The sequence below is a fragment of the Haladaptatus sp. T7 genome (genome assembly GCF_026008575.1).
Classification (GTDB): Archaea; Halobacteriota; Halobacteria; order Halobacteriales; family Haladaptataceae; genus Haladaptatus; species Haladaptatus paucihalophilus.
In genome coordinates this window covers 64905-80134 of sequence record NZ_BROP01000012.1, presented here as the reverse complement: position 1 = coordinate 80134, position 15230 = coordinate 64905, and the positions used below count along the sequence as shown (strand labels likewise).

Annotated in this window: 18 protein-coding genes; 12 read left to right on the top strand and 6 right to left on the bottom strand. The window is 54.9% G+C overall.

Translation table 11 applies throughout. From position 1 onward, the window contains the following. The coding region (locus OPC11_RS21785) for a hypothetical protein (RefSeq protein ID WP_264783393.1) at nt 1–407 on the top strand (407 nt) is incomplete at its 5' end. A 42-nt stretch (nt 408–449) separates the two neighbouring features. Here the strand turns inward: OPC11_RS21785 and OPC11_RS21780 are convergent. Further along, nucleotides 450–683, bottom strand: coding sequence for a UPF0058 family protein (locus tag OPC11_RS21780; RefSeq protein ID WP_007981215.1), 234 nt, complete (start codon nt 681–683; stop codon nt 450–452). A gap of 219 nt (nt 684–902) precedes the next feature. Here OPC11_RS21780 and OPC11_RS21775 point away from each other — a divergent pair, with 219 nt between their 5' ends. After that, nucleotides 903–1202: a PadR family transcriptional regulator gene (locus tag OPC11_RS21775; protein WP_007981213.1), complete on the top strand. Its 300-nt coding sequence runs from the start codon at nt 903–905 to the stop codon at nt 1200–1202. Between the two features lie 311 nt (nt 1203–1513). Here the strand turns inward: OPC11_RS21775 and OPC11_RS21770 are convergent, their stop codons facing one another. Next, nucleotides 1514–2092 carry a hypothetical protein gene (locus OPC11_RS21770; RefSeq protein ID WP_264783392.1) on the bottom strand — a complete coding sequence of 193 codons (579 nt, stop codon included), beginning with the start codon at nt 2090–2092 and terminating at the stop codon, nt 1514–1516. Nucleotides 2093–2238: 146 nt separating this feature from the next. Between OPC11_RS21770 and OPC11_RS21765 the strand changes: the two genes are divergently transcribed. The 4 genes from OPC11_RS21765 (at nt 2239) to OPC11_RS21750 (ending at nt 5324) form a co-directional block, all read left to right on the top strand. After that, nucleotides 2239–2619, top strand: coding sequence for a hypothetical protein (locus OPC11_RS21765; RefSeq protein WP_264783391.1), 381 nt, complete (start codon nt 2239–2241; stop codon nt 2617–2619). Between the two features lie 158 nt (nt 2620–2777). Continuing rightward, nucleotides 2778–3737, top strand: a complete 960-nt coding sequence (locus OPC11_RS21760; protein WP_007981208.1) for a transcription initiation factor IIB — start codon at nt 2778–2780, stop codon at nt 3735–3737. Nucleotides 3738–4415: 678 nt separating this feature from the next. Further along, nucleotides 4416–4712: a hypothetical protein gene (locus tag OPC11_RS21755; RefSeq protein WP_007981207.1), complete on the top strand. Its 297-nt coding sequence runs from the start codon at nt 4416–4418 to the stop codon at nt 4710–4712. Nucleotides 4713–4973: 261 nt separating this feature from the next. Beyond that, a complete protein-coding gene (locus OPC11_RS21750) occupies nt 4974–5324 on the top strand; it encodes a PadR family transcriptional regulator (RefSeq protein WP_264783390.1) in 351 nt (116 codons plus the stop codon). 74 nt (nt 5325–5398) lie between these two features. Here the strand turns inward: OPC11_RS21750 and OPC11_RS21745 are convergent, their stop codons facing one another. The 3 genes from OPC11_RS21745 to OPC11_RS21735 form a co-directional block, all read right to left on the bottom strand. Beyond that, nucleotides 5399–5803 carry a hypothetical protein gene (locus OPC11_RS21745; protein ID WP_007981205.1) on the bottom strand — a complete coding sequence of 135 codons (405 nt, stop codon included), beginning with the start codon at nt 5801–5803 and terminating at the stop codon, nt 5399–5401. After that, entirely contained in the window at nt 5800–6591 is a 792-nt protein-coding gene (locus tag OPC11_RS21740; RefSeq protein WP_007981204.1) for a ParA family protein, read from the bottom strand. Before OPC11_RS21740 ends, OPC11_RS21745 begins: the two co-directional genes overlap by 4 nt. Nucleotides 6592–7048: 457 nt before the next feature. After that, a complete protein-coding gene (locus OPC11_RS21735; RefSeq protein ID WP_007981203.1) occupies nt 7049–7231 on the bottom strand; it encodes a hypothetical protein in 183 nt (60 codons plus the stop codon). A gap of 150 nt (nt 7232–7381) precedes the next feature. On the opposite strand from OPC11_RS21735, the gene OPC11_RS21730 reads away from it, so the two are divergent. The 6 genes from OPC11_RS21730 (at nt 7382) to OPC11_RS21705 (ending at nt 12960) form a co-directional block, all read left to right on the top strand. After that, nucleotides 7382–7903, top strand: coding sequence for a plastocyanin/azurin family copper-binding protein (locus OPC11_RS21730; protein ID WP_264783389.1), 522 nt, complete (start codon nt 7382–7384; stop codon nt 7901–7903). Between the two features lie 296 nt (nt 7904–8199). Next, nucleotides 8200–8436 carry a UPF0058 family protein gene (locus OPC11_RS21725; RefSeq protein WP_007981201.1) on the top strand — a complete coding sequence of 79 codons (237 nt, stop codon included), beginning with the start codon at nt 8200–8202 and terminating at the stop codon, nt 8434–8436. Between the two features lie 728 nt (nt 8437–9164). Next, nucleotides 9165–11189, top strand: coding sequence for a bacterio-opsin activator domain-containing protein (locus tag OPC11_RS21720; RefSeq protein WP_264783388.1), 2025 nt, complete (start codon nt 9165–9167; stop codon nt 11187–11189). A gap of 165 nt (nt 11190–11354) precedes the next feature. Beyond that, complete coding sequence (locus OPC11_RS21715) at nt 11355–12050, top strand: helix-turn-helix domain-containing protein (RefSeq protein WP_264783387.1); 696 nt, start codon at nt 11355–11357, stop codon at nt 12048–12050. Nucleotides 12051–12216: 166 nt separating this feature from the next. Next, complete coding sequence (locus OPC11_RS21710) at nt 12217–12783, top strand: metal-dependent hydrolase (RefSeq protein ID WP_264783386.1); 567 nt, start codon at nt 12217–12219, stop codon at nt 12781–12783. Nucleotides 12784–12834: 51 nt separating this feature from the next. Further along, the gene (locus OPC11_RS21705) at nt 12835–12960 is read left to right on the top strand and encodes a hypothetical protein (protein WP_264783385.1); all 126 of its coding nucleotides are present in this window, start codon (nt 12835–12837) and stop codon (nt 12958–12960) included. Nucleotides 12961–13384: 424 nt separating this feature from the next. On the opposite strand, the gene OPC11_RS21700 is transcribed toward OPC11_RS21705, so the two are convergent. Beyond that, nucleotides 13385–14584, bottom strand: coding sequence for an orc1/cdc6 family replication initiation protein (locus tag OPC11_RS21700; protein WP_007981196.1), 1200 nt, complete (start codon nt 14582–14584; stop codon nt 13385–13387). Between the last annotated feature and the right edge of the window lie 646 nt (nt 14585–15230).

Genomic DNA, 15230 nt, shown 5'->3' with positions numbered 1-15230 from the left:
CGTGGGAGAACGACACGACCGTGCAGGCGCTCACCTCGGACGAACGCCAGCGCGTGTACATTCCACTTTATCAGTCACACCTGCCGAAACTCGACGAGGAAGGAATCATCGACTACGACCAGAGCCGCGGGACGGTCAAACGGACGAAACTTGCGGACCAACTCGACCGGTATCTCTCCGTCGAAGCAGAGAAAACCGACCACGAGGAGATCGGTCGAGAACCACCGTGGGAATTTTACTACCTCGGCGTTTCGACGTTCAGCACCATCGTCCTCGCCGGTGCTGTCCTTGACATCCCCGTCCTCGCCACGCTCCCGAGCGTCGCTATCGGCGCCGTCATTATCGCCATGTTTTCGTTCGTAACCCTCGCCCAATTCATGTCGGGGTGGACGGCGCGCGAAGAATAGACGGGACCGAAACGACGACGCACCGAACCAGTATGGCACCGATCAGTCAGCGTGTGATGTTAGCTGTTTTTCTTCCGCCGCCATCGTGTCAGTGAGGCAGTCAACGAGTGCGAAGATGGCCTCCTGATGGGCGGTTTTCGAATGATGTATCGATGTCGGTTTTACCCCAGTTTGCTCGTACTCGGATAGGTCTACCGTTCGTCCACTCCGCTCCTCGTACTGGTTTCGAACCGCCGCGAGTAAGCCGTGAACGTGGATCAGCTCCTGTTTCTTCATATTGTAGCCACGTGATGACTCGTCGCATATATTATCTTTGGCCGAGAGTAAACGGATAGTTCGTGACGGATTACACGAACGCACCCATTATGATGAAACTTTGTAATGATGGTAGAATTGTCTAGTTTCAAACGAACCGTTTAATCCGTTTTTCATCGCCTGAGGAGGGCATTATCATGCACTTAACTAATACCCTGTAGACATAACATCGAGCCGAACATGTACGACCTGACTGGCTTCCAGCGAGACCTGTTGTACGTCATCAACGGGTTGACCGAACCACACGGACTCGCCATCAAAGAAGAGCTCGAAGATTACTACGAGAAGGACATCCACCACGGGCGGCTCTACCCGAACCTCGATACGTTGGTCGACAAAGGATTGGTCGAGAAGGGGCAAGTGGACCGTCGAACCAACTACTACACCCTCACCCGGCGCGGACAGCGAGAGATCGAAGCGCGTCGTGAGTGGGAATCGAAGTACGTCAGCGAGAAAGAAAGCGCCGAACTCGCGGACTAACGACCGACCCCTTTTCCCCCCTTACAGGTCGTTTGTACTTAAAACACGGAAATACTAACGCATACCTTTTGGGGGGTTCCTTTTCATACTCCATCTAATGGCCGTCGGGTAGAGACGGGAAACGCACACTATGCCGAGAAACCACGACATATCAAACCGGGTGGACGCTATCGAACGTTGCGCGTACTGTAAGGATTACGTCCCAGTAACACGCATCGAAATGGAGTTGGAGGAAAAGGGAACCTATCTCCAAGCGAGCGTAGATATCTGCGAGAACTGCCTGGATAAATCGCGGTAACCACGGGTAGGAATCACACGGAAAGCGAGTGAGTAACCGAAACGGACCAAAACGCGGCGAGAACGAAAGTCACAGCAGCGAGACTGGGAACGAGGGACAAAAGCGGAAATCGAAAAGCGGCACCGATGAACAGAACCGACCCGAAGAGGGAAACGGTCAGATAGTACGTATTCCATCGACGCTCCTCATCCTCGGGTTCGATGTCGGGGCCGCGGCCGGCATCGAGGTAGCGTTCTAACTGTGACACGAGGGGAGTTTTCTTCACGATACCCCGGTTTTTGTCGTAGTCGATGACCCCTTCTTCGTCGAGTTTCGGCAGGTGAGATTGGTACAACGGGATGTACGCTCGCTGACGTTCGTCCGAGGTGAGCGCGTGGACGGTCGTATCGTTTTCCCACGCGGCGACCTGTTCCGCGAGGTCGCGCATCTCGACCGGTCCGTCCGTATCCCAGAGATAGCGAATCGCAGCGCGGCGTCGCTGACTCTGTAGCAGGTGGAACACGTCATCAGTCGATAGCTCGTTTTCGACGGGTGACTCGTCGACGGAAACCCGTCCGTCGGATTGGATCGAGAGTTTCTCCCTCGCTCTCATGACATTCTCCATCAAAATCAGGAGCGATAATAAACCGGTGACGCGCTCCCAGACCGTTTCGAACTGTTTCAAACGGTGAGAAGGACCGAAACTAGACGGGACGGCATTCCGAGTTTATGTAGGGTATGTGCGTAGGAGAAATCGAAATGAGCCAGGCAAACCACATACCCGCCTGGGCAGCCTCTCCAGAGGAGTTCGAGCGAACCCTCGAAGTCCTCGTCTCCACGGCACGAGACAACGACGTAGAACTCGACCGCTCGTGGACCTTCCGCCACGAGAAACACGACGACGTGATGGTGGAGATAACGAGCCTCGCCCCGCGACCCGAACTAGCCGAGCCGACGCCGAGTCAACCATCCGTATCCGAGGAGACGACGGCCGCCGATTTCAAACTCGCGCTCGACGAGCTGCTGATGAAAGGACAAGACGAAGGGATGACGTTCGACCGCTCCTGGACCTTCCGAGATTCGAACCCCGACAGCAACGATACGATGGTCGAAATCTCGCGCTTGGCGAAGTCCACGTGAGAGCTAAATTAGGCCATCGGCAGTACAGATAATAGAGACGTTAACCGGACCACGCCGCGGTCTACGTGTTTTCAGGATGAGGATATCTATGGTAGCTGAAAGACACGCATGAGGTACCATCCGGGGATTTAAATGTTTGCATTGAGTATAGAACGTTGATGAAACGGTCCACTCGCCAACGGGAGCGCCGCGCGGAGCAAACCGAAACCGAGGAGGAGGAGGGGGTCACGGGATGTCCCGAGTGCGGGTCGAAAAACCTCGTTAACAGTGCGGACCAGTCCGAACTCGTCTGTGACGACTGTGGACTGGTCGTCGAAGAAGATCACGTCGACCGCGGGCCCGAGTGGCGCGCGTTCAACCACAGCGAGCGCCAGAGCAAGTCGCGCGTGGGAGCGCCAACCACGCAGACGATGCACGACAAAGGACTGACCACGACCATCGACTGGAAGAACCAGGACGCGTACGGTCGGTCGCTGTCGTCGGAAAAACGAAGTCAGATGCACCGACTGCGCAAGTGGCAAGAGCGCATTCGGACGAAGGACGCGGGCGAGCGCAACCTGCAGTTCGCGCTCTCCGAAATCGACCGGATGGCATCCGCGCTGGGTGTCCCACGGTCGGTACGCGAAGTCGCGTCGGTCATCTACCGACGTGCATTGGCCGAAGACCTGATTCGCGGACGCTCCATCGAAGGCGTCGCAACGAGCACGCTGTACGCCGCCTGTCGGCAGGAGGGTATCCCACGAAGCCTCGAAGAAGTCGCGGAGGTCTCACGGGTGGATCAGAAGGAGATCGGTCGAACATATCGATACATCTCCCAAGAACTCGGCCTCGAAATGAAGCCGGTCGACCCGAAGCAGTACGTTCCTCGATTCTGTTCCGACCTCGGTGTCAGTGAAGAAGTGCAGTCCAAAGCGAACGAGATCATCGATACGACCGCGGAACAGGGGCTTCTCTCCGGGAAATCGCCGACCGGTTACGCCGCCGCCGCGATTTATGCCGCCTCGCTTCTGTGTAACGAGAAAAAGACCCAACGAGAGGTTGCTGACGTCGCACAGGTGACGGAAGTCACCATCCGAAACCGGTACCAAGAGCAGATCGAAGCCCTCGGTATCCACTAGGCGTTTAAGCACTTCACACATCCAGCCGAATTTTTACACACGGTCGGCGTCTTCGACTAGTCGCGAGACCGGTTGGCGCCGTCGGATCTCAGGGAATTCGACGAGCGTAGACGCGTCCGTCATCGAACAGTGGATTCCGGTTGAATCTACTTGACTCGAATATCACGTGACGCCGTTTGGACATCGGACGCGAGACGATAGGAGTTGTGTGAACGTCTGGCATTCTCCCTCTCCCTCGGGCGTGGCTGCTGGGGGAGAACACATTGTTGGATATTTCCATGCGAATCGGGACGGAGGTTCACTCCGTCGCTGTTCGCCGAGACGAAAGATACCGACGAGTAGAACGTGGTGAAGGACATCAGAACATTTCATCGAAAGCGAACGGAAACGCCCGCCCGGAAGGAGAACTTTCGTAGGAGGATGGTGACACAAGGTGGGATGCCAGCCCACGGCCATCGCCTCCGGCAACGCCGAGCGAGTCGGTTACCGTAACGCACATGGGACGCCCGTCTTGGGCGTACCGGAGACGAAGAGTGGTATCTACTTTGTTATACACCAGCTAAATTATATGATTGGCGTGTTTTCCGACACCGTTGCCGATATAGAGGATGTCAGAATCGATTATCATACGCGATATTTGCAAGCAAGTTTAAGCATTTCGGTGACTGATTCGGCATTATGATTGATATTATTGAACTCGTCGAGGACAATCTCGAATCGATGTTAAATTCTGGGGAGGTCGAATGTCCATCGGCGGAGTGTACCAATCGACGATTTCGTGTCGATATCTGGCAGGACGACGAGAAGGGAATCGTGGGCGATGCGTACTGCCGTGACTGTGACCTACAGATACAGTTAGACCTGTTAGACGAGCCGATAGACGAGGCCGAATCCACGCTCAAAGAAGTCGAAGCCGAATTGCATCGATCGACGCCGCCCAAGACTGATGGAGAGCAGTTAGAGGCAGTCGAATGACAACAACCCGACAATCAAATGGTATTGTATTATTTCGTCACACTCTTTCCGACAGGTACTTATCTAACGGCCAAAAAGCAAGCATTGAGAGTTACGGGAGAGTTCAATCCGATTAACTATCGCCCCAAATAACAGCCAGAATAACACAATTATCTTTGGCCAGAGGATTGCTGTTATATAATATTTATAATAGAATTCATAAATATTGCTCGGAGTAGGAAGTTTTATATCCTCTGTCAATGAATATCACACCATACTACCATGTCAGAGGCAGAAACCGTTAGTAACGTGGAAACCGCGCGCGACCTCACCGCGTTCCAACAGAACGTCCTGATAGTACTCTCGGAGGAATCTCGATACGGTCTCGCCATCAAGCGCGAGCTCGAAGATTACTACGACGAGGAGGTAAACCACGGTCGCTTGTACCCCAACCTCGACACGCTCATCGAGCGTGGACTGGTCGAGAAGAGCGAACTGGACAAGCGAACGAACGAGTACGCCATCACCGACGACGGAATCGCGGTCCTGCTCGACTCGTTCGAGTGGCGGTTCCGGAAGTTCATCACGAATGATGAACGCGAGGAAGAGGTTCGAGCGCTCCTCGAACAGTAGCGACGCTGCTTCTCACGGTCCTCGACCGTTTCCCGAACTGAAAAGCGACGGCGTTCAACGCGGAGATTCCTAATTCACTCGAAACGGTCCAGGCGCTCCCGAATCGCCTCGCCGTCGATACCGTCGAGCGCCTCGAGACCGGCCTGAACGACCAGCGGATAGAAGTGGCGATTTTTCTCCAGTTCCTCGCCGACCGCTCGTTCGTAGGCGAGATTAAGCTCCTTGTAGCGGAAGTTCAGCTCGGAGCGCTGCTCTTCGGGGAGATACATGTAGGTCCCGACGCGAGTTTCCTTGACGCTCTCAGACGCGGTGGAATCGGCGTCGTCGGTTTCATCGTCGGTTTCCGACGGGTCGGACGCCACACCCGTTTCACCTCCCGACACCGAGTCGGCCGGTTCGGTGGATTCGGACGCCGCGGACTGTTTGTCACGCTGCGCGCGACGGCGACGGAGACGGTCGGCGCGGCTCTCGTCGCTCATGCGGACATCTCCATCGATCCGAACTGCCGTTCGAGGTCCTCGGCGATAGTGAGGAACACGGCGGTCATATCACACTCCTCCTCGACTTCGAACAGAGAACAACCGGCCGAGAACGCACGTTGGAGCGTCACCCGTTTTCTGACCTCCCAGACGGGGATGTCGGTGAACACCTCGTCGAACCACGTGAGCATCGCGTCCGCTTCGTTGGTCGTCTCGACGCGGTTAGCGACGAGTCCGAGGTCACGGATCTGCGTGTCGTACTCCGCTTCGAGGACTTCCATCTGGTCGAACAGGATTTCCAACGCACGCTTGCTCGTCGACTCCGCGAGCGCCGGAATGAGAACGTTTCCGGCGGCGAGCAGGGCGTTATCGGTGAGGTTTCCGAGATACGGCGGGCAGTCGATGATGATGACGTCGTAGTCAGCATCGAGCGCATCAAGGACCTGCGTCAGCCGTTCCCGACCACGCATCGCCATGGTGAGTTCCGGCTCGACGCTGGTCATGTCGATGTTGCTCGGAAGCACGTCCATCTCCTCGTGGGAGACGATGAGCGAATCGACGTCCTCGCGTTCCTCGTGGTCGGTCAGCGCATCGAACAGGGTCGGGGGTTGTGCCTCGTACTCGGCCTCCAATCCGAGCCCTTCAGTGGCGTTCCCCTGTGGGTCGAGGTCGACGAAGAGCACGTCGTGCCCTCGCTGATTCAACGCTCCCGCGACGTTGATCGCCACAGTCGTCTTCCCGACCCCGCCTTTCTGGTTCGAGACGGCAATTTTGGCTGTGTCGGACATACAAAACCGCAAAACCGTCCAAACAACATAAAACCGCGTCAGACGTTCACAAATAAACCTATAAAACGACGTCACAGGCGCTAAAAATGGCATATAGCCACAGGAGCCAAACAATCAGAACTATCAAAACTAGTTTTGCTATACAAACTGGCGAAGAGAAACGGGCGTATCTGGAGGAGCCGGGCGGTTTTGATAGTTTGGACAGCTATGATTGTTTTGTCGGTTGTTACAGTTCTGCTAGTTCAGTTAGGTCGAGTGGGAGTGGAAGTGGTAACGAGTGGACAGGATAGATAATTTTGATGGTTTTGATGATTTTGATGGTTTTGAGAGGATGGACAGTTTTGACGGGACGTGGGAAGTGCTTGACGCGTACGATAGCGCAGTTCGACGACGGGGCCGACGTGCCAACGAAGCCACTACCTACCGGTGGCGACAGCACAGCGACCATGCACCGAGTTCAGACGGGGCGCTGTCGGCGTGCAACAGCGATGATGAGCGTTCCGACGGCGAGTACCAACACCCCGATCGCGACCAGTATCAGCGGTGCGTTCACGCCGGGAACGAAATTCTCGAAGAGGAGCACGGCACCGATCAGGAACAGAGCCGCACCCACCCAGAATCGCCCTGTTTGTCCCAACATCCCGTTAGCACTTCGGTCGGTATGAGCATAAAAAGAGCGGCAGACGGGTTATCGGCGGAAGGATGAACGGCAGACGGGCGACTGGCGACTGGCGACTGGCGCACTGGTCACATCGGAACCCACTTATCATACACTCGAAATTCAATCGGTATGAATCGACGACAGTTCGTCGCCACAGTCGGCGTCGCGGCGCTCGGTGGCTGTTCGACGCTCAACGGGGACGACGAGATTGCGACGCCGACGTCCGGTCCAGAAGGCGGAACGACCACGGTAGAGATGAAAACCGGCGGGAACGGGTCGTACTTCGACCCGATCGGGTTGTACCTCAAACCGGGCGATAGCGTGACGTTCGTCGTGAAGAGTGGCAACCACTCGGCGTCGGCCTACCACCCGGACAACATCTACGCCGAAACCACTCGGATTCCCGAGGATGCCCCCGCGTGGGGAAGCAAAGTTCTCCAAAAAGGCGAATCGTACGAACACACGTTCAACGCCGTCGGAACGCACGATTACTACTGTATTCCGCACAAGCCGCTCGGAATGGTCGGACGCATCATCGTCGGAAAACCGGGCGGCCCTGCCGACGGCAGTATGCCACCGGACGGAGAGGTTCCGAAGACGAAGCCGATCCTCGAAGAGGGGTCGGTGTCGTACGAAGAATTTAGCGGGTGAAAGCGTGACCGCAACCGAGGAAAACACCAGTCCCCCTCTCGACGAATGATCCGCCCTCGGATAGCCCCAGTTGGGTCGCTCCCAGAACCGTCCGTCGAACAACCGAATCCGAGACAGTCAGGGTTCAGGGCGCTCACCGATAACGCAAAAAAACTGCTACCGAGTTTTTCTTTTTCACAATCAGTATTCGGCGGGTAAAAACGGAGGCGAAATGCTCCGTCCGATTCCGCACGTCATCGTATGCGAGGATGTCTCAAGGAAATACTATAGGGGTTCGGTCATTAGTTGTCGTCGGGATGAAAAAACAAGAGCTTATTCATCTGCACGGACTGCTTTCGGAAGTACGAAACCGGTTTGAGACACAGACCGATTCTACTTTCGACCTCTCGGCATACGACGAACAAACGACGCGGCCAACTTCTATTCACCATTCGAAAAACGACCACCGAGAAGCAGTGCTCAAACTGGCAAACGATCTCACGACGAGTATGATGAGCGAGGAGACCGAAACGGTCGCCCCTCACGCCGACTAATTCCTACATAGAAGTATCGGAGAACTGGACGAGGCGCGAGCGATAGCTATCGGTACCGAATTCTCACCGTAGTAAACACGAGAGCGACCGCATCCCATCGCTAGCAAACCGACGCCGGGTTGACTGGAAAAATTTTGATGGCCGACGAAGACAGCAACAGCGGAAGACCACCGCGAAGAAATTAGTATATCGGAATAGAGTTTAAATAGAGGAAAAGTCAACGCCGTCATGCGATTTCCCGGAGATCGACAGCACATCCGCTTAGATTCGTAATGGGAAGTGGTTTGGTACCGTGGGAGAGTGAATCCGCCAGGAACGAATCGAGCGACCGGTTGAAAATCACGAAGTGGATAAAAAGCGAGGGGTCGTGATTCGAATGATAATTGGAGAATCCATTCTATTCAGATTACAGAGAGGTATGCCGTTGTCGGTTGACGACAGGCGGTACACCTATACGTCACAGAGATATGAAATCCAAAATTCAGCTTCGAGATATCCGCGATAGAAGCTGACTGCCGTACATTGATGGAGTTTGAAACGATCTGAAACCATCTGAAATAGATTTCTGGGTTTAAGGTAGTCCGGCTACAAATTTCGCTCATAGAAGGGTGTACAGATAGATTGGTCGGATTGGCCGTCAAACATCGACCCTGCGGTTACTGCCTGGAATCGGAAGAATAAGGTAGTATCGCCGGTCGTACAAGGTATCCCTTCAGCGAAGAAAAACAATGATTGAAGCAGTTCGTATCCTCTTCGTACCCCCGGCTGACGACGAGAGAGTGATAACGACGCTTCGAGAGCGGTCGAACGTCCTCGTCGAAACCGCAACGACTCCCATCTCCGACGAAATACTCGAGATGGCTGATTGCGTTGTCTGTACGACTACGCACGATACGGATGTAATGTCGTTTTTCGAGGACGTTCGACGGTCGTCTCCGTCCACTACACGCCTCCTCGTATCCGAGAGGGTGGACGAGACCGTCCGAGACGTTCTCGACAGGGAGTTAGCGGAGTGGATTCCTTTCACAGGCGAGGGACAGGCGTTAGTACAGCGGGTAAACCGTCTCGGGAATCGGATACGTCATCGCAAGCGGCTCTCGGCGGTACAGGATTCACTGAAACGGCTGATGGACGCCGAAACGGAAGACCGAGTGGCCGAGATGACCGTCGACATAGCACAGTCGGACCTCGACTACTCGGCTGCTATCGTCGCGCGATACGATAGCGAACAAGGCGCGCTTCGGCCGGTTGCGTGGGAAGGCGTCTCCGAACCCGACGAACGGCTGTTCGACACCGACGGTGGGTTGGGCTGGCGAGCCTTTCTGGAGGGCGAACGGCGTACCGAGTACAGTAACGACGAAGAGAACGATACTCGTCAGATCGCCTTTCCACTCGGTCGGCACGGAGCGTTGATAGTCGCCGAGGAGACGCAGACCGACGCCAACAGAACGAAGGCGACGTTGGTTGAGATGGTGATTTCGAACGCCGAAACGGCGTTCACCCGTCTCGACCGCGAGTGGGAACTCACCACGCAAGAGGCGGCGCTATCGGAAACGGAGACGGCGCTCGAACGCACCCAACGTCGAGAAGCGGTGATCCGAGACATCCTCGTCGCACTCGTCGAAGCGGATACTCGGAGCGATATCGAATACGACGTCTGTAAACGGTTGACGAACTCGTCCCCGTATCGGTTCGCATGGATCGGCGAGTACGACGCGACGACCGACGAACTCACCGGACGGACGTGGGTCGGAGACGAACAGACATTTCTCGACGAACTCTCGGAGACGAACAGCGAAACCGCCCAAACGACCGCGTGGCGGGCAGTTCGGACACGAGAGCCGGCAATCGACGACGACTTGCTCGGCAACCCACCGTACGAAACATGGCGACAGGAAGCCCTGAAGAGAGGATACAGGGCCGCGGTTAGCGTTCCGCTCATTTACGGTGGAAGCGTCTACGGCGTCCTCACCGTCTACACTGGCAACCCGGACGTGTTCAACGACGCGGAACAAGCACTGCTCGAAGATATCGGGAAAGGTGTCGGGTACGCCATCAACGCCGTCGAGAGCAAAAAAGCACTAGTCAGCGACAGTGCCGTCGAATTGGAGTTTCGAGTGTGCGACCCGCAGTTCACGCTCATCAAGTTCGTTCAGATGGCCGACTGTCGCTTCGAGTTCGAGAGCGTCATCCGCGAGACGGATGATACACTTCGGCTATTTTTCACGACGGAGGGGACCACTCCGGAATCGGTGGTCTCGTTTTCCGACCAATCACTCGTCATTAACGACATTCGACACGTCACAGGAGACGACGAGCGGGATTTGTTCGAATGTACGATAACAGGGTCAAACGTGATTTCCCTGTTGCTCGACCACGGTGCAGTTCCGAAGGCTGCGACCGCGGAAGGCTCGGAAGCGAGACTCACGGTCGAACTCCCACAGACGGCCGACGTTCGGCGCTTCGTCGAGACGTTTCAAAATCACTACGACAACACGGAGCTCATCGCTCGACGAAAGCGAAATCGCCCGGTACAGACGAAACAGGACTTTCGAGCGCAGTTACGACACAGACTCACCGACCGTCAATCGGAAGCGCTGGAAACGGCGTACTGGAGTGGGTTCTTCGAATGGCCGCGCGAAAGTACCGGGCAGGAAATCGCCGAATCGCTCGGTGTCTCACAACCGACGTTCAACCGTCATCTGCGTGCATCGGAACGAAACTTGCTTACCGCGCTGTTCGAAGACCGATGAATATCAGACCGAATTTATACATATTGAAGGACGGGGGGAAACTGGCTACAAATATAGCTATAACATCCATCAGTCGGCCGTTAATTATATACAAAAGAGATGAGCGGAGAATCCAACAATGTCACTAATCAGCCACACCCTGACAGTTTGACGAAATCGACATCAATGGTGACGAACAGCGACGAAACGGGCATCAAACGGCAACTGTATGATATTATCGCCGAAGTATCTCTCTCAGGTCCGGACCTGCTTCTTTCTCCTACTATCAAATCCGTCACCGACGTCACCATCGAAACCGAACACCTGACCGGAACGACGCCGAAGCACCTCTTCATCTCGGTCCGCGGTGAAGAGTTCGAGACGTTCGAGCGAGAACTACAGCAAGACTACACGGTCACCGACCCGGTGTTAGTCGAAACGTACGAAGGTCGTCGCGTGTACCGACTCGAACCGATTTCTACCGTCAAGCTCATCGCGCCACGATGTCCCGAACTCGACGCGCGGATTCTCGACGTGGAGAGCGGTGATGGCGGCTGGGTCGTCCGAATGCAGATACCGACTCGACAAGCGCTCGTTTCGTTCCGGGAATATTGCCTGGAAAACGACGTAACGTTTCGCGTCAACCAACTCGGGAACGCGACGGATCACAAGGAGACGGACGTCGTGGGGCTGACTGAAAAACAAAAGCAACTACTTCGGATGGCCTTCGAGTGCGGGTACTACGAAATTCCACGTCGAATCTCACAGAACGAACTCGCGCACGAACTCGACATTTCCACGTCGGCGATTTCGCAGCGACTCCGAAGGGATACGGAGCAACTCATCGGGAGCGCGTTGGCAGTCAAGAAGAAAGACAACTGAGAGAGAAAAGCAACTGAGAGAGAAAGGCAACCGAGAGGGGGCCCTGGACGTCCTCAACCACCGCTGATTCGGGTCTTAAAGCGTACACGGTTGAAGCCGTACGTTTTGGGAAGGATGATACAAAGTACTGCTCGATGTCAGGGGATGTCAAGCACACGGTGGCCGCATGAACCCTATCGGTCACCTCGGAATCGTACTGTCAGTGTTCGGATTCGTCGTTTTCGGTCTCGTCGCGCGGGATGAAACACGAGCAGCGAAGATCGTAGTCGTAACCGCGCTCCCGATGGGACTCGCGCCCGATATCGACCTTCGCATCACACAACTCGCACATCGAGGGCTTACACATACCATCTGGGCCGCGTTTCTCGCGGGAGGGGTACTCGCCCTCGTCGCGTTCCGTTTTGAACCGCTCACACTCGCCGGAAAAGGTGAAGAGACGTTTTACGGATTTGTCACCGGATTCGGTGGCATCTGTTGTCACCTCGCCGGGGATGTCATCACGCCAATGGGTATCAAACCGCTGTATCCGCTACTTGAGAAACCACACACGTTCGATCTCGTCTACGCGAGCAACCAATCAGCGAACCTCGCGCTCCTCGTCTTCGGCGTAATAACGTTCCAGATAGCGGTTCAGCAAGCGCGGATTGCCGACCCGATTCCCGCCTACACGCTGGGATTCGTTCATCGCGACTTGGGGTTCGAATCCGAATCTGGAACGGATATCGAAACGTAAGCCGTACACGGATTTGTTTGATGGAGAATTAAAGAATGGGAAGGAGAGAAAATGGGAAAGATGAGGGAGATGAGGAGAAAGAGGAGGGGAAGGGAGGAGAAAGAGGAGAGGAGAGGAGGGGAGAAGGAAGATGAAGAGAAGGAAGATGAAGAGAGAGGCGAAGACAATAGTAAATAATTCGGTAGTTACTCAAATTTTCAGTTGCCTGCTCCACGATAGTAGATGAAGAGAAAATTATATAATTGAATAGAGTTGTGTGGTAAGCAAGAACAGAGCGATGAGCGGGAACGATGGACAAGGATGCTTCGTAACGCGGGACACGCGAACGGTTGAATCGATAAAAGCAGAAGCGAACATCAAAGCAGAAGTAAACATCAAAACTGAAGCGAACGTCGAAACGTGTTCCTACTGCGGTTCGAGGGTCGAGACCGACCGATGGCATCCCGTGGTCGCCGATAACGATGGAACCGGATTTCGGATTCACGCGTTCTGTGACGAGCGATGCCGAAAGCGATGGCGAGAGTAAAGAGAAGCGTTCGATTTCCTACAGGATATCCCCTTCTGTATTCGATTGAATTCACTCTTCGGTAACCTATTGAGTTCACTCCTCGGTAACGAGAACCTTTTTCACCACTTCCGGATCTTCGAGAAGTCTGTGTTCGGTGTAGCTACCCTCCGCACTCCCGCCGCTTTGACGTGCCTGTTCGATAACGTCGAGGAACGCCTGTTCGCGGAGTAGGTCCCGAACCCGGCGGGTCGAAAGCGGGTCGCTGTCCATCTGTCGGCAGACCTGTTCGTACACTTCGTACACCCGACTCGTTCGGAACGCGTCCACGTCGGGGTTATCCAGTGAAAGAATTGCAAGCGCCTGCAGCGCGTATTTCGAGTGTGGCGTCGCGCCGCGGATGAGCTCGCGAAATCGGTCGTTTTCCGCGCGTTCGCGGGCCTTCTTCACGTATTCCTCTCGGACCCGTTCGGCGTTTTCTGCCTGTGCAAGTTCGCCCGCGTATCGGAGGATGTCGATCGCCTTGCGAGCGTCCCCGTGTTCCTGTGCGGCCTGTGCAGCCGCGAGCGGAATCGTCCCCGGTTCCAAAACCCCCTGTTTGAACGCGTCGCTACGAGCCTCCATGATGGCTCGCAGTTGATTTGCGTCGTACGGCGGAAAGACGAATTCGCGCTCACAGAGGCTCGATTTGACGCGCTCGTCCATCCGATCCTTGTACTTGATCTTGTTACTGATACCGATGACGCCGAGTTTGCAGTTGTGGAGTTTTCCCGCTTCGCCCGCACGCGAGAGTTGCATCAGGATGTCGTCGTTCTCCAGCTTGTCGATTTCGTCGAGGATTATCACGACCACATCGTACAGGTCGTCGAGGATTCGCCACAGGCGCTTGTAGTATGTCGAGGTAGAGATACCCTTATCGGGAATCGAGATGTCCGTGTCCGGAGTGTTGGTCGTACTCGCAATCGTCTGGACGGCCTGTGTCTCGGTGCTATCTTGAGCGCAGTCCACGTAGGCGACGCCGACGGTGACTCCTTCCTCGTCCGCTTCATCGACGAGGCGACGAGAGACGTGTTTTGCACAGAGTGATTTCCCGGTTCCCGTCTTTCCATACAACAAGACGTTGCTCGGGGACTGGTTGAACAACGCGGGATTCAGAGCGTTTGCGAGAGCAGAGATTTCGTCATCTCGACCGACGATTCGACCGTGAGTCGGAAGATGGTTTATTTCGAGGAGTTCCTTTTTCGCGAAGATGAGGTCCTCCCGAGAGAAGAGTTCGTCCGAGTCGGCATCGCTCATGGACACCACGTTTCCAGTGAAATCCCTTTACTGTTCCGGGCGTAAAATGGATGCTTGTCGACCGGGAGAATGACGGCCGACCGGGAGGGTACCCGTCAATCGAGACGGAAACGGGACCGTTCCCCTGAGTCCGGTCTGTTTCCTCCGCGGTCCGTTACCCACGAATTACTATCGGAGCGATGGCGGAGCGATGACATAGGGACGTAGAGGCATCATGTGAGGACGACATCGAGCGCGATGATTGTTAACCATCATATTGGGTCACATTGGCCGCCCAATATATCTTCAGCTGGTTATTTCAGTTGGTCGATTGTCTAGTTGAGTCGAGACACACACACCACGTTTCCAGTGAAATGGGATGAAAAGGTGGGGTGGGTAGAAGAAGGAACAGGACTATATTGCCGGTAAAAACAGTCAAGAATCCTATATGAAATGGGAGAGAATAGAACGATTTATAAATCTAGACAGTGTTAAAGTCCATTGAGTTAATCACTATAATACAAACCCGTGATATTTATCACGGGTTGTCGCATCCGAAATAGGGGTACTATTTCTTGGAACCCATTTTCACCGTCTCACGGTCAACTTTCACTGGAAACATGGTGTGTTCCTCTAACATAACGAGTAGATCAGTGCAGTCCCTGGT

Coding starts and splice junctions, on each gene's coding strand:
- OPC11_RS21780 (WP_007981215.1), bottom strand. CDS start 683: ATGAAGAAACAGGAGCTGATCCACGTTCACGGCTTACTCGCGGCGGTT.
- OPC11_RS21775 (WP_007981213.1), top strand. CDS start 903: ATGTACGACCTGACTGGCTTCCAGCGAGACCTGTTGTACGTCATCAAC.
- OPC11_RS21770 (WP_264783392.1), bottom strand. CDS start 2,092: ATGAGAGCGAGGGAGAAACTCTCGATCCAATCCGACGGACGGGTTTCC.
- OPC11_RS21765 (WP_264783391.1), top strand. CDS start 2,239: ATGAGCCAGGCAAACCACATACCCGCCTGGGCAGCCTCTCCAGAGGAG.
- OPC11_RS21760 (WP_007981208.1), top strand. CDS start 2,778: ATGAAACGGTCCACTCGCCAACGGGAGCGCCGCGCGGAGCAAACCGAA.
- OPC11_RS21755 (WP_007981207.1), top strand. CDS start 4,416: ATGATTGATATTATTGAACTCGTCGAGGACAATCTCGAATCGATGTTA.
- OPC11_RS21750 (WP_264783390.1), top strand. CDS start 4,974: ATGTCAGAGGCAGAAACCGTTAGTAACGTGGAAACCGCGCGCGACCTC.
- OPC11_RS21745 (WP_007981205.1), bottom strand. CDS start 5,803: ATGAGCGACGAGAGCCGCGCCGACCGTCTCCGTCGCCGTCGCGCGCAG.
- OPC11_RS21740 (WP_007981204.1), bottom strand. CDS start 6,591: ATGTCCGACACAGCCAAAATTGCCGTCTCGAACCAGAAAGGCGGGGTC.
- OPC11_RS21735 (WP_007981203.1), bottom strand. CDS start 7,231: ATGTTGGGACAAACAGGGCGATTCTGGGTGGGTGCGGCTCTGTTCCTG.
- OPC11_RS21730 (WP_264783389.1), top strand. CDS start 7,382: ATGAATCGACGACAGTTCGTCGCCACAGTCGGCGTCGCGGCGCTCGGT.
- OPC11_RS21725 (WP_007981201.1), top strand. CDS start 8,200: ATGAAAAAACAAGAGCTTATTCATCTGCACGGACTGCTTTCGGAAGTA.
- OPC11_RS21720 (WP_264783388.1), top strand. CDS start 9,165: ATGATTGAAGCAGTTCGTATCCTCTTCGTACCCCCGGCTGACGACGAG.
- OPC11_RS21715 (WP_264783387.1), top strand. CDS start 11,355: ATGGTGACGAACAGCGACGAAACGGGCATCAAACGGCAACTGTATGAT.
- OPC11_RS21710 (WP_264783386.1), top strand. CDS start 12,217: ATGAACCCTATCGGTCACCTCGGAATCGTACTGTCAGTGTTCGGATTC.
- OPC11_RS21705 (WP_264783385.1), top strand. CDS start 12,835: ATGGGAAAGATGAGGGAGATGAGGAGAAAGAGGAGGGGAAGGGAGGAG.
- OPC11_RS21700 (WP_007981196.1), bottom strand. CDS start 14,584: ATGAGCGATGCCGACTCGGACGAACTCTTCTCTCGGGAGGACCTCATC.